Origin of the sequence: Pseudomonas sp. SWRI68 (assembly GCF_014269165.1) — a bacterium.
In the GTDB taxonomy this organism is placed as follows: domain Bacteria; phylum Pseudomonadota; class Gammaproteobacteria; order Pseudomonadales; family Pseudomonadaceae; genus Aquipseudomonas; species Aquipseudomonas capeferrum.
The window spans coordinates 307,881-321,040 of sequence record NZ_JABWRU010000001.1 but is presented as its reverse complement, the minus strand read 5'-3'; the positions used below and the strand labels follow the sequence as shown (position 1 = coordinate 321,040).

At 63.1% G+C, this 13,160-nt stretch carries 15 protein-coding genes; 3 read left to right on the top strand and 12 right to left on the bottom strand.

Going from position 1 to position 13,160, the window contains the following annotated elements; genetic code table 11:
• Window positions 1-43 precede the first annotated feature (43 nt).
• Entirely contained in the window at window positions 44-1,324 is a 1,281-nt protein-coding gene (locus tag HU770_RS01420; protein ID WP_186657084.1) for a CynX/NimT family MFS transporter, read from the bottom strand.
• Window positions 1,325-1,337: 13 nt separating this feature from the next.
• Complete coding sequence (locus tag HU770_RS01415; RefSeq protein WP_186662927.1) at window positions 1,338-1,988, bottom strand: FadR/GntR family transcriptional regulator; 651 nt, start codon at window positions 1,986-1,988, stop codon at window positions 1,338-1,340.
• Between the two features lie 139 nt (window positions 1,989-2,127).
• Here HU770_RS01415 and HU770_RS01410 point away from each other — a divergent pair, with 139 nt between their 5' ends.
• Window positions 2,128-3,309: an alkaline phosphatase family protein gene (locus tag HU770_RS01410; protein WP_186662926.1), complete on the top strand. Its 1,182-nt coding sequence runs from the start codon at window positions 2,128-2,130 to the stop codon at window positions 3,307-3,309.
• Window positions 3,310-3,396: 87 nt separating this feature from the next.
• On the opposite strand, the gene hisC is transcribed toward HU770_RS01410, so the two are convergent.
• From hisC to HU770_RS01360, 10 genes are all read right to left on the bottom strand, one after another.
• Window positions 3,397-4,443: a histidinol-phosphate transaminase gene (hisC, locus tag HU770_RS01405; RefSeq protein ID WP_156310381.1), complete on the bottom strand. Its 1,047-nt coding sequence runs from the start codon at window positions 4,441-4,443 to the stop codon at window positions 3,397-3,399.
• A 2-nt stretch (window positions 4,444-4,445) separates the two neighbouring features.
• Window positions 4,446-5,771, bottom strand: coding sequence for a histidinol dehydrogenase (gene hisD / locus HU770_RS01400; RefSeq protein WP_033701083.1), 1,326 nt, complete (start codon window positions 5,769-5,771; stop codon window positions 4,446-4,448).
• 136 nt (window positions 5,772-5,907) lie between these two features.
• On the bottom strand, window positions 5,908-6,543 hold the full coding sequence (hisG, locus tag HU770_RS01395; protein ID WP_033701084.1) for an ATP phosphoribosyltransferase: 636 nt from the start codon (window positions 6,541-6,543) through the stop codon (window positions 5,908-5,910).
• Window positions 6,544-6,713: 170 nt separating this feature from the next.
• Window positions 6,714-7,979, bottom strand: a complete 1,266-nt coding sequence (gene murA / locus HU770_RS01390; protein ID WP_033701085.1) for a UDP-N-acetylglucosamine 1-carboxyvinyltransferase — start codon at window positions 7,977-7,979, stop codon at window positions 6,714-6,716.
• Between the two features lie 23 nt (window positions 7,980-8,002).
• Window positions 8,003-8,242, bottom strand: coding sequence for a BolA family protein (locus HU770_RS01385; RefSeq protein WP_003255121.1), 240 nt, complete (start codon window positions 8,240-8,242; stop codon window positions 8,003-8,005).
• 119 nt (window positions 8,243-8,361) lie between these two features.
• The gene (locus tag HU770_RS01380; RefSeq protein ID WP_033701086.1) at window positions 8,362-8,664 is read right to left on the bottom strand and encodes an STAS domain-containing protein; all 303 of its coding nucleotides are present in this window, start codon (window positions 8,662-8,664) and stop codon (window positions 8,362-8,364) included.
• Window positions 8,661-9,308: an ABC transporter substrate-binding protein gene (locus HU770_RS01375; protein WP_186657063.1), complete on the bottom strand. Its 648-nt coding sequence runs from the start codon at window positions 9,306-9,308 to the stop codon at window positions 8,661-8,663. Before HU770_RS01375 ends, HU770_RS01380 begins: the two co-directional genes overlap by 4 nt.
• 9 nt (window positions 9,309-9,317) lie before the next feature.
• On the bottom strand, window positions 9,318-9,803 hold the full coding sequence (gene mlaD, locus HU770_RS01370) for an outer membrane lipid asymmetry maintenance protein MlaD (protein ID WP_016501327.1): 486 nt from the start codon (window positions 9,801-9,803) through the stop codon (window positions 9,318-9,320).
• Window positions 9,803-10,600 carry a lipid asymmetry maintenance ABC transporter permease subunit MlaE gene (gene mlaE / locus HU770_RS01365; RefSeq protein WP_033701089.1) on the bottom strand — a complete coding sequence of 266 codons (798 nt, stop codon included), beginning with the start codon at window positions 10,598-10,600 and terminating at the stop codon, window positions 9,803-9,805. Before mlaE ends, mlaD begins: the two co-directional genes overlap by 1 nt.
• Window positions 10,600-11,409, bottom strand: a complete 810-nt coding sequence (locus HU770_RS01360) for an ATP-binding cassette domain-containing protein (RefSeq protein ID WP_033701092.1) — start codon at window positions 11,407-11,409, stop codon at window positions 10,600-10,602. The genes mlaE and HU770_RS01360 overlap by 1 nt, the downstream gene beginning before the upstream one ends.
• Before the next feature lie 248 nt (window positions 11,410-11,657).
• On the opposite strand from HU770_RS01360, the gene HU770_RS01355 reads away from it, so the two are divergent.
• Together HU770_RS01355 and HU770_RS01350 are read left to right on the top strand one after the other, a co-directional pair.
• Complete coding sequence (locus HU770_RS01355) at window positions 11,658-12,632, top strand: KpsF/GutQ family sugar-phosphate isomerase (RefSeq protein ID WP_033701093.1); 975 nt, start codon at window positions 11,658-11,660, stop codon at window positions 12,630-12,632.
• A complete protein-coding gene (locus tag HU770_RS01350) occupies window positions 12,633-13,157 on the top strand; it encodes an HAD family hydrolase (RefSeq protein ID WP_033701094.1) in 525 nt (174 codons plus the stop codon).
• Window positions 13,158-13,160 lie beyond the last annotated feature (3 nt).

Here is a 13,160-nt window from a genome sequence, read left to right as displayed (position 1 = left end):
CAGTGCTGGCCCTTTCGCGGGGCAAGCATGGACAGAATCAGCATCAGACTTTTTCGCTGGTCACCTGCACATGCAACGCGCGCCCTGCGCCAAGCCCGAAACCAATAGCACCTATGCCCAGCACGGCAAAAATCCACCCCACTGCCGCCCAGCCACCGGTCATATCGTGCACCAGGCCCACTGCAAACGGCCCCATCGACGCCAAGGTGTACCCTACCCCCTGGGCCATGCTCGACAGGTTCGCTGCCACATGTGCATCCTTCGAACGCAGCACGATCAACGTCAGCGCCAGGGCAAAGGTGCCGCCCTGCCCCAGGCCCAGCAGCACAGCCCAGCCCCACAGCCCTGAAATCGGCGCATACAGGCAACCGAACAGGCCGGCCAAGGTAACCAGCATGACGATCACGATAGCCAGGCGCTGATCCTTGCCGCGTGTTGCCAGCCAAGGCGCACTGAGCGAGCTGACCAATTGCACGATTACCGACCCCGACAACACCAGCCCCGCCTCGGTCGGGCTCAGGCCGCGGCCAATCAGAATCGACGGCAACCAGCCGAAGACGATATAGGCCAGCGATGACTGAAGGCCCATGTACAAAGTCACCTGCCAGGCCAAGGGGTCGCGCCAAAGGCCACGCACCCGATAAGCAACCTTGTGCAGGCCGTGCCCCTGGCGCGCCTGCGGTATCCAGACGAGCATGGCCAGCAGTGCCGGCACCGCCCAGAAGCCTAGCCCCAGCGCCCAACTGCCCTCGTAGCGTTGAGCCAGGGGCACCGTGGCGCCGGCTGCCATGGCTGCGCCCAGGCACAGGGCCATGGTGTACACGCCGGTCAACGTCCCGGCGTGCTGCGGGAAATCGCGCTTGACGATGCCCGGCAACAGCACGCCGATGATGCCAATACTGGCGCCGGCCATGAGGCTGCCCAGGAATACCCCGGCCGTCCCAAACGCGCTGCGCACCACAATGCCCAAGGCCAAGGTGAGGAGAATGCCGAAAATCACCCGCTCACTGCCAAAACGCCGCGCCAGGACCGGCGCCAGCGGCGCAAACAAGCCCAGACACAGCACTGGCAAGGTGGTCAGCAGGCCCGCCTGCGACGCGCTCAGGCCCAAGCCCTCGGAAACCAGGCCGAGTACCGGGGCCATGCTCGACAACGCCGGGCGCAGGTTCAGCGCCACCAGCACCAGGCCCAGCAACAACAGCCAGGGCCTGCGCAGTAGCACAGGCTGCTGCTGAACCTGCTCGTCATCGGCTTCGGCGTCGATCAACAGTTCGTCGAGTTCCCGCTCGCCGGTGGGGGTGCTACGGGTGATGGATTCAGCCATGGCCTTCTCTGGGTCAAGATTCGATGAGGGTGCGGCTCAGGCGCTTGGCCCGCTCCGCATCACGTTGCTCGATGGCATCGAGGATTTCCCCGTGCAGATCGAACGTGGACTGGCAGCGTGGGACGGTGGCCATGTTGTGTTGCAGCGCTGCCGCCACCACACCGGAGAAATACCGGTACAACTCGCTCAATGCAGGGTTGTGGGCGGCATCGACCAGGCGCTGGTGGAACACCAGGTCGCAGGTCACGTAGGCATCGATGTCGCCGTGAAAGTGCCCGGCACTGCCTTCAAGGGCTTCACGCAGCGCCTTCAGGTCTGCGTCGGTGCGGCGCAACGCCGCCAGGCCGATGGCCTCGGTCTCGAGGATATGGCGGGTTTCCCGCGCCTGTTCAGGCGTGCAACGCGACATCGCCTGCACAGCCAACAGCGGGTCCTGCACCGCACGCAGATAACTGCCATCGCCCTGCCTGATCTCAACCAGGCCACTGAACGCCAGCACGCGCATGGCCTCACGCACGGTGTTGCGGCTGATGCCCAGCGCCTGGGCCAGCTCAGGCTCGGTCGGCAGTCGCTGCCCTACCTGCCAGTCGCCCTGAAGGATGCGCTCACGCATGCGCTCCACGGCGAGTTCGACCAGGGAACGCTTGGTCAACGCTACGCTCATCACATTCAACCAATCATCCGATGAATTACCGAAGCTTAATGGATGGCGCTCCGGACAGCAAATCACCTGGTATTTCTGCCAGTTGTGAGCAGCGCACTTTATTGCAACGCTCGCTGTAACCTTCCAAGGATGCCTCTCCATGCGACCATCAGCCTTGCTTCTGCTGACGTTGGCCTTGCTGGCAGGTTGCGGCCCGGCGCAAAAAGGGCCTGAACCGAAAACCCTGATCGTCGGCATCCAAGGTGTGCAATTCGAACAGTACGAGGCACTGGGCGATGCCACCCACCTCAAGCAACGTCTGTATTACGCGTACACCTATACCGGCGGCATCACCGGCAAGGCCAGTGAGCAGCCCACCCTCAGCGGCCCAGGCTGGGTCACCTTGCTCACTGGGGTCTGGAGCAACAAGCATGGCGTTGACTCCAATGCCGAGTCGCTGCGAGTCGACCCGGCATTTCCCAGCTTGTTCAAACGGCTGCGTGAGGCACTGCCGACAGCCTACCTCGCCAGTGTGGTGCACAGGTCGCCCATCAACACCGCATTTTTGCTCGAAGATGCCCATGGCAACGATGTGCGCGAAAGCGGCTTGTCCGATGAACAGGTCACCCTGCGAGCACTGCAGATTCTCGGCAGCACGCCTGCCGACTTCACCTTCATTGAGCTGGGCGAACCTGATGAAGCCGGCCACGCTACAGGCTTCGGCGAGCGCTACCAACAGGCACTGCGCAATGCCGATAACCGGCTGGGGAGACTGCTGGACAAGGTCGACGAACGGCGCCGCAATCACCCGCAAGAAGACTGGCTGGTGATTGTCAGTACCGACCATGGCCGCGACTATCGGGGCAAGGGCCATGGTGGCGTCACCGAGCAGGAAAAGACCACCTTCATCGCCAGCAACAAACCGATGAACGAAGAGCTGACCGAGCCCATCCTCCCAGAAGAAAACCCCGGGCCAAACAACCTGTATTGCCTTGCCGCGCAGACCTCGGTGGCGCCCACCGTCCTGCGCCACATGGGCCAGGCGCTGCAAGCCCAGTGGCTACTGGACGGCCCCCCCCTGCTGGGTAAGGCAGGTGCGCGCAAGGCCAGGGCCGATGAAGCCAATGCGCGTCTACGCTGGCACAGCAGCGCCAAGGGCTACCTGACCATCCTCAAGAACGGGCATGTGGTTGCACAAGTACCGGCCGCGGCCGGGCAATGGACCGACCCGGACGGCATGGATACCGTCAACGACTACGTGCTGGTACTTGATGCCACCCCGGTGGCGGTGCGCAACAGGCCTGCCGGCCAACCCTACAACATCGAGGAAGTGGCCTACTGAACGTTGCGCCCTGAGTGAAAAACCCCGCCTGGCAGCCAGTGCCAGGCGGGGTTCGATCAAAGCGGACGGCTGCTTGAGCCGGCCTGATCAGTTCAGCGCATCGAGCAATGCCTGGTTCATTTCCGGGGTACCGATGGTAATGCGCAGGAACTGGGCAATCCGCGCCTGCTTGAAGTGCCGCACGATCACCCCCTGCTCACGCAGGCGCGCCGCCAATTCGGCCGCATCCTGTTGCGGGTGACGGGCGAAGATGAAGTTGGCCGCCGACGGCAGCACCTCGAAGCCCTTGGCAGTCAGTTGCTCGACCAGCACTTCCCGGCTGTCGATCACCTTGCGGCAGGTTTCTTCGAAGTAGGCACGGTCTTCGAACGCTACGGCCGCACCGACGATCGCGGCACGGTCCAGCGGGTAGGAGTTGAAGCTGTTCTTGATCCGCTCCAGCGCCTCGATCAGGTCCGGGTGGCCGACCGCCAGGCCAACGCGCAAACCCGCCAGCGAGCGCGACTTGGACAGGGTCTGGGTGACCAGCAGGTTGTCATAGCGGTCCACCAGGCTGATGGCCGTCTCGCCACCAAAGTCGATGTAGGCTTCATCCACCACCACCACCGAATCACGGTTGGCTTGCAGCAGTTGCTCGACCGCCTGCAGTGGCATCAGGCAGCCGGTGGGCGCGTTCGGGTTGGGGAAGATAATGCCAGCGTTAGGCTTGTTGTAGTCCTCGACACGGATCTGGAACTGCTCGTCCAGCGCCACCTGCTCGAAGGCGATGCCATACAGGCCGCAGTAGACCGGGTAGAAGCTGTAGCTGATGTCCGGGAACAACAGCGGCGCGTCGTGCTGGAACAGGCCGTGGAAGATGTGCGCCAGCACTTCGTCCGAACCGTTGCCGACGAACACCTGGCCAGGGGTTACCCCGTAGTACTCGGCCACCGCCTGCTTGAGCCGGTCACCGTTCGGGTCCGGGTACAGGCGCAGGTTGTCGTTCAGCTCGCCACGCATGGCTTCCAGCGCCTTGGGCGACGGGCCATAAGGGTTTTCATTGGTGTTGAGCTTGACCAGGCGGGCCAGCTTGGGTTGCTCGCCCGGCACGTAAGGCACCAGGTCCTTGACGAAGGGGCTCCAGAATCGACTCATGCTCAGTTCCCCTTGGCTTGGGTCAGGATACGGTATTCGGCGCTGCGGGCGTGGGCCGTCAGCGACTCGCCACGGGCCAGGACCGAGGCGGTGTGGCCCAGCTCGGACGCGCCCTGCTCGGAGCAAAAGATGATCGACGAACGTTTCTGGAAGTCATACACCCCCAGTGGCGAAGAAAAGCGCGCAGTGCCGGACGTCGGCAGCACATGGTTGGGGCCTGCGCAGTAGTCACCCAGCGCTTCGCTGGTGTGGCGGCCCATGAAGATCGCGCCGGCGTGGCGGATCTGCGGCAGCCAGGCTTGCGGGTCTGCAACCGACAGCTCAAGGTGCTCGGGGGCGATCCGGTTGGCCACTTCGATGGCCTGCTGCATGTCACGCACCTGGATCAGCGCGCCGCGGCCATTGACCGACTTCTCGATGATCTCGGCGCGCTCCATGGTCGGCAGCAGCTTGTCGATGCTGGCGGCGACGCGGTCGAGGAACTCGGCATCCGGGCTGACCAGGATGGCCTGGGCGTCTTCATCGTGCTCGGCCTGGGAGAACAGGTCCATGGCGATCCAGTCCGGGTCAGTCTGGCCGTCACACACCACGAGAATTTCCGAAGGGCCGGCGATCATGTCGATACCGACCTGGCCGAACACGTGGCGCTTGGCAGTCGCCACATAAATGTTGCCGGGGCCGACGATCTTGTCCACCTGCGGCACGCTCTCGGTGCCATATGCCAGGGCGGCGACGGCTTGGGCACCGCCGACGGTGAACACGCGGTCGACACCGGCAATGCAGGCTGCAGCCAGCACCAGTTCGTTGACCTCGCCACGCGGGGTCGGTACCACCATCACCACCTCGGTCACACCTGCGACCTTGGCCGGGATGGCGTTCATCAGCACCGAGGACGGGTACGACGCCTTGCCGCCGGGCACATACAGGCCGGCGCGGTCCAGCGGCGTGACCTTCTGGCCCAGCACGGTGCCGTCGGCTTCGGTGTACTGCCACGAGTCCTGCTTCTGCCGCTCGTGGTAGATACGCACGCGGTTGGCGGCCTTTTCCAGGGCCTCACGCTGCGCCGGGGTGATGCGGGTCAGCGCCAGCTCAAGGCGCTCACGGCCCAGGATCAGGTCTTCGATGCGGGTGGCCTGAACACCATCGAAACGCTGGGTGAACTCCACCAGCGCCGCATCGCCACGCTCGCGCACGGCCTTGATGATGTCGAGCACGCGCTGGTTGACCGCGTCATCAGACACACTTTCCCAGCTCAGCAGATGATCCAGATGTCGGGCGAAATCCGGATCAGCGGCGTTGAGACGGGCAATTGCAGTGGACACGGTCATGGCGAGGGCCTCGATTATTAGCGAATGCTCAGGCGCCCTAGGCTACCAGTCCATCCGCGCGGGCACCTGAGAAAAGTGGCTATGACGCGGATAGACGGGCGCGACAGCGGAGGTCGCGCGCAGGAGGTAGAGCGTCTTAGCCGCGGTGTCGCGATTCGACAGCTTTGCGCAGGGTGTCGATCAGGCTCTGGATCCGGGCATGCTGCATCTTCATGGAGGCTTTGTTGACCACCAGGCGCGAACTGATCGTGGCGATCATCTCCTGTGGCTCCAGGCCATTGGCGCGCAGGGTGTTGCCGGTGTCGACCACGTCGATGATCTTGTCGGCGAGGTTGATCAGCGGGGCCAGCTCCATCGAGCCATACAGCTTGATGATATCGACCTGACGGCCTTGCTCGGCGTAGTAACGCTTGGCAACGTTGACGAACTTGGTGGCTACGCGCAGGCGGCCCTTGGGCTCGGGTGCACCAACCACGCCAGCGGTCATCAACTTGCAGCAGGCGATCTGCAGGTCCAGCGGCTCGTACAGGCCCTGGCCGCCGTACTCCATCAGCACGTCCTTGCCAGCCACACCCAGGTCGGCGGCACCATGCTCGACATAGGTCGGCACGTCGGTGGCACGCACGATCAGCAGGCGCACGTCGTCCTGCGTAGTGGGGATGATCAGTTTACGGCTCTTGTCCGGGTTCTCGGTCGGCACGATACCGGCCTCGGCCAGCAATGGCAGGGTATCGTCGAGAATTCGGCCTTTGGATAGCGCGATGGTCAACATGGGAAACGTCGGTCCTTAAGCGGCTACTGCCGACCGGGCGTTAAGCCCGGTCGCATACAATTCGTGTGTGGGAGCGGGCTCGCCCCGCGAACACCGGCAAAGCCGGTGCCATAACCGCGGTGGCTGCTTCGCGGGGCAAGCCCGCTCCCACACCCTGCCCCTGCAGACTCTTAACCCGGTACGCGACGGATCTTCGCGCCCAGCATCTGCAGTTTTTCTTCGATGCACTCGTAACCACGGTCGATGTGGTAGATGCGATCGATCAGGGTATCGCCATCGGCAACCAGTGCCGACAGCACCAAGCTGGCCGAAGCACGCAGGTCGGTGGCCATTACCGGTGCACCTTTGAGCGCCTTGACGCCCGTGACGATGGCCGTGTTGCCTTCGACCTGGATCTGCGCGCCCATGCGGTGCATTTCGTAGACGTGCATGAAGCGGTTTTCGAAGATCGTCTCGATCACCGCGCCAGTGCCTTCGGCGATGGCGTTGAGCGAGATGAACTGCGCCTGCATGTCGGTCGGGAACGCCGGGTAAGGCGCGGTACGCAGGTTCACAGCCTTGGGCCGCTTGCCGTGCATGTCCAGCTCGATCCAGTCTTCGCCGGTGTTGATGTCGGCGCCCGCTTCCTTGAGTTTTTCCAGTACTGCTTCAAGGATGGTCGGGTCGGTGTCCTTGACCTTGACGCGGCCACCGGTGACGGCGGCGGCGACCAGGTAGGTACCGGTCTCGATACGGTCTGGCATGACCCGGTAGGTGGCCGAGTGCAGGCGCTCGACGCCATCGATGGTGATGGTGTCGGTGCCGGCGCCCTGAATCTTGCCACCCATGGCGTTGATGAAGTTGGCCAGGTCGACCACTTCAGGCTCGCGCGCAGCGTTTTGCAGTACGCTGCGACCCTTGGCCAGGGCTGCGGCCATCATGATGTTCTCGGTACCGGTCACACTGACGGTATCGAAGAAGAAGTGCGCACCGCGCAAGCCACCTTCAGGGGCCTTGGCCTTGATGTAGCCGGCTTCGACTTCGATCTTCGCACCCATGGCTTCCAGGCCACGGATGTGCAGGTCGACAGGGCGCGAACCGATGGCGCAACCGCCAGGCAGAGCCACTTCGGCCTCGCCGAAGCGCGCGACCATAGGGCCCAGCACCAGGATCGAGGCGCGCATGGTCTTGACCAGTTCGTACGGCGCGACCAGCGTCTTGATGGTACGCGGGTCGATTTCCACCGACAGCTTCTCGTCGATCACAGGCTCGATGCCCATGCGCCCGAACAGCTCGATCATAGTGGTGATGTCGTGCAGGTGCGGCAGGTTGCCCACGGTGACCGGGCCGTCAGCCAGCAGGGTCGCCGCCAGAATCGGCAGGGCCGCGTTCTTCGCGCCCGAAATGCGGATCTCGCCGTCAAGGCGAGCGCCGCCAGTAATAATCAGTTTGTCCATTGGAGTCTCGCCGCCAAGTTGGCTCAGGTGCGCTCAGCCCAGGCTGCGCTGCTGAAAAATTTCATGGTTACCGCATGGATGCTGCCATTGGCGATCCAGGGATTAAGGTGAGCATAGATCGCCTGTTGACGCTTGACCGGGCTCAGGCCAGCCAACTCGTCGCTGATCACGTTCAACTGGAAGTTGCAGCCTTCGCCTTCAACTTCGACCCGGGATCCCGGCAATTTTTCTTCAAGGAAGCTTTTAACTTCTACGGCCTGCATGCTCAACCTCAATCGGCGCCCGATGCGCACGGGTCGGCCATCATACAAAAAAGCCCCTCGCCTGCGAAGCCCACTGAAGGTTTGCGCTGACCGAGGGGCCATCCATCCGTGTCAGGCCATCAGCTGGCCAGCACTTCATCGAGGTCGTAGACCTCGGCAATCTCCCGCATGTCTTCGGGCATTCCACGCACTTCGCAGACCTTGCCAGTGGCCTGGCCATCGCGGATGAACGCCAGCAGCAGCGACAGGCCGACGCTCGACGACTTGTCCACCGCCGAGCAATCGAGGATCAGGCGCGGCTCTTTGGAAGCCTCGACCAGCGCCTTGCCTTGCTTGCGCAAGGCCGGGCCACTGCGATAGTCCAGCACGCCTGCCAGGCGCAGTACGCCCGGCTCGGCCATGCTTACGCCGGTTTCACTCATTTCACGACCTTATCGGACGATTGATCGGCTTCCTGCTTGGCCTTGGCCACTTCGCCTGCCCAGCCGTCGATAGTCTTGTCCAGGTTGTTGCCGTTGCGCTGCATGGCGTCGGAGAACTGGTCACGGAACAGCTTGCCGATGTTGATGCCGTTGACGATGACGTTACGCACCTTCCACTCGCCGGCGATGTTCTCCAGGGTGTACTGCACCGGATACACGGCACCGTTGTTGCCCGTCACCTTCATGCCGACGCTGGCACGCTTGCCGTCATCGACCTTGGCAGGATCGACGACGATGCCCTGGTTGTTGTATTCCAGCAGGGCGTTGCCATAGAACTGCATCAGGCTGCGCTTGAAGTTTTCCTGGAAGCGCTGCATCTGCTCAGGCGTGGCCTTGCGCGAGTACTTGACGGTCATGATGCTGCGCGAAATACCGTCAGCGTCCACCACCGGGCCGAGGATGCGGTTGAGCGCATCGTAGAAGGCGCTGGGGTTGGACTTGTACTGCTCCTTGTTGGCCTTGAGGTCACCCAGCAGTTCGTTGGTCGTGCCTTGAACCACCTCGTGGGGCGTCTGTGCCGCCAGGGTCAGCAGGGGGAAGGCCGCCAGCAGGACCAGCAGGCCACGTCGCAGTATCGAAATCATGGAAACTCCTTAATTAGCCGGTTGCGCTTCTTTCGGTTCCTTGCCAACGGAGTTGAGCAGGAACTTGCCAATCAGATCTTCCAGCACCAGGGCCGACTGGGTGTCGTGGATGGTCGCGCCATCCTTGAGCACCTGATCTTCGCCGCCCACGCTGATGCCGATGTACTTCTCGCCCAGCAACCCGGCGGTCAGGATCGAGGCAGTGGAGTCGGTCGGCAGGTTGTCGACGGTCTTGTCCAGCTGCAGCGTCACCCGACCGGTGTAGGAATCACGGTCCAGATCGATGGCGGTGACCTTGCCGATCGTCACACCGGCCATGGTCACTTTAGCTCTGACCGTCAAACCGGCGATATTGTCGAAGTACGCATAAACTTTGTAGGTATCACTGCTCGGGCTGGCCGACAGCCCGCTGACACGCAGGGCCAGCAGCAGCAGCGCCAGGATCCCGGCCAGGAGGAACAGGCCGACACCGATTTCCAGGGTGCGGTTTTGCATCAGAAATCTCCAAACATCAAGGCGGTCAGAATAAAGTCCAGACCCAGGACTGCCAACGAGGCATAGACCACGGTCTTGGTGGTGGCGCGGCTGATCCCTTCTGAGGTGGGCTCACAGTCGTACCCCTGGAACACGGCAATCCAGGTGGTGACGAAGGCGAACACCAGGCTCTTGATCAAGCCGTTCAGCACGTCGTCGGTAAAGGAAACACTGTTCTGCATGTTGGCCCAGAACGAGCCCTCGTACACGCCCAGCCAGTCGACTGCGACCCACGAACCACCCCAGATGCCGACCACGCTGAAAATCAGCGCCAGCAGCGGCAGCGAGATGAAACCGGCCCACAATCGCGGCGCGATGATGTACTTGAGCGGGTCGACGCCAATCATCTCGAGGCTAGACAACTGCTCGGTGGACTTCATGTTGCCGATCTCGGCGGTCAGCGCGGAGCCCGCACGGCCAGCGAACAGCAAGGCGGTCACCACCGGCCCGAGCTCACGCAGCAGGGTCAAGGCAACCATCTGCCCGACCGCCTGCTCCGAACCGTACTTGGTCAGGATGCTGTAACCCTGCAGCGCCAGGACCATGCCGATGAACACGCCGGACACGGCAACGATCGCCAGCGACAGCACGCCCACCGAATACAGCTGCTTGGTCAGCAGCTGGAAACCACCGCCAATGCCGCCACGCCCGACCAGCGCGTGAAACAGGAACAGGCAGGAACGCCCGAGCACCGCCACCACGTCGATCGCCGAGCGACCGAACAGGCGAACACGTTCGAGTAAGGATTTTCTGCGCATCAACGCGCCCCCAGCAGGTCGGCGCGGTAATCAGGCGCGGGAAAGTGGAAGGGTACCGGACCGTCCGGATCGCCCTTCATGAACTGGCGAATACGCGGGTTGTCCGAGCCCATCAGTTCGTCGGGCGTGCCCTGCCCCAGCACCTGACCATCACCGACCACGTAGATATAGTCGGCAATGCTGGCGGTTTCGGCCAGGTCGTGGGAAACGACAATGCTGGTGATGCCCAGTGCATCGTTGAGCAGGCGGATCAGGCGCACCAATACGCCCATGGCGATCGGGTCCTGGCCGACGAACGGCTCGTCATACATGAGAATCTGCGGGTCCAGGGCAATCGCACGGGCCAACGCCACCCGGCGCTTCATGCCACCGGACAGCTCGTCTGGCATCAGGTCGATGGCTCCGCGCAGGCCCACGGCCTGCAGCTTCATCAGCACGATGTCACGGATCATTTCTTCCGACAGCTGGGTATGCACGCGCAGCGGGAAGGCGACGTTCTCGAACACATCGAGGTCAGTGAACAGCGCGCCACTCTGAAACAGCACGCCCATCTGCTTGCGCGCGTCGAACAGGTCGCTGCGCGACAGCGTCGGCAGATTCTGCCCCGCTACCCACACCTCGCCACCGGACGGGCGCAACTGCGCGCCCATCAGGCGTAGCAACGTGGTCTTGCCGCAACCCGATGGCCCCATGATGCCGGTGACCTTGCCGCGCGGGATGCGGATGTCGACATTGCTGAAAATGCTGCGCGAACCGCGCTTGAAGGATACCCCCTTCAACTCGACCGCGTAGGCGCTATCCACACTCATCTAGACTCCTTGCTAGTGCAGCCTCGTCCTAATGGACGCCGGCCCTCTTCTTGAAGGCACACGCGCCCGTGGCAGGCCGAATAGCGGCGAACTATAGCACCGCTGACAGCGCCGCCCCAAGGCCGGGGAGCGAGTCGTTCAGCCCTGAGACAGGCTTTGATGACATTCGTCACAGCAATCGAAAGGGTGAGGGTTTCTTTCATTGCGGCTATAATCGCCGCCTTTTCATCAGGCATTGCTTTTTCGACATGAGCCAATCCAGCGAGCTGATCCAATCCGCCCAACGCACCTTGCGCCTGGAACTCGAGGCCGTAGAGGCCCTGTTGGCGCGCATCGACGACAATTTCGTCAAGGCCTGCGAACTGATCCTGGCAAGCACGGGCCGGGTCGTCGTGGTCGGCATGGGCAAGTCCGGGCACATCGGCAACAAGATCGCCGCCACCCTGGCCAGCACTGGCACGCCTGCGTTTTTCGTGCATCCGGCCGAGGCCAGCCATGGCGACATGGGCATGATCACCCGCGACGATGTCATCCTGGCCCTGTCGAACTCCGGCAGCACCGCCGAAATCGTCACGCTGCTGCCCTTGATCAAGCGCCTGGGTATCAAGCTGATCAGCCTCACCGGCAACCCTGATTCGCCCCTGGCCCAGGCCGCCGAGGTCAACCTCGACGCCCGTGTTGCCCAGGAGGCCTGCCCGCTGAACCTGGCGCCGACCTCCTCCACCACGGCATCGCTGGTACTGGGCGATGCCCTGGCGATCGCCCTGCTCGAAGCCCGCGGCTTCACTGCCGAGGACTTCGCCTTCTCGCACCCCGGTGGCGCGCTGGGCCGTCGCCTGCTGCTCAAGGTCGAGAATGTCATGCACACCGGCGACGAACTGCCCCAGGTGGCACGCGGCACCCTGCTCAAGGACGCACTCCTTGAAATGTCCCGCAAAGGCCTGGGCATGACCGTGATCGTCGAAGCCAATGGCACCCTGGCCGGGGTGTTCACCGACGGCGACCTGCGCCGCAGCCTCGATCGCAATATCGACGTGCACACCACGCTGATCGACGACGTGATGACCGTGCACGGCAAGACTGCCCGCGCCGAGATGCTCGCTGCCGAAGCCCTGAAGATCATGGAAGACCACAAGATCGGCGCCCTGGTGGTCGTGGACCGCGACGACCGGCCGACCGGTGCCCTCAACATGCACGATCTGCTGCGCGCCGGAGTGATGTAAATGAACCAGAACCTCATGCAACGGGGCAAGGCCATCAAGCTGGCGGTGTTCGACGTCGACGGCGTGCTCACCGACGGTCGCCTGTATTTCCTCGAAGATGGCAGCGAATTCAAGACCTTCAACACCCTCGATGGCCAGGGCATCAAGATGCTCATGGCCTCGGGCGTAACCACCGCAATCATCAGCGGGCGCAAGACCCCGGTGGTCGAGCGCCGCGCGAAGAACCTCGGTATTCCTCACCTTTTCCAGGGCCGCGAGGACAAATTGGTGGTTCTTGACGGCCTGCTCGCCGAACTGGGCCTAAGCTATGATCAGGTCGCCTATCTGGGCGACGACCTGCCAGACTTGCCGGTGATTCGCCGCGTGGGCCTGGGCATGGCGGTAGCCAACGCCGCGCCGTTCGTTCGCCAGCACGCCCAGGGCGTGACCCAGGCGCGCGGCGGCGAAGGGGCCGCCCGTGAATTCTGCGAACTGATCATGCAGGCCCAGGGCACCCTGGACGCTGCCAACGCCAACTACCTGTAAGGC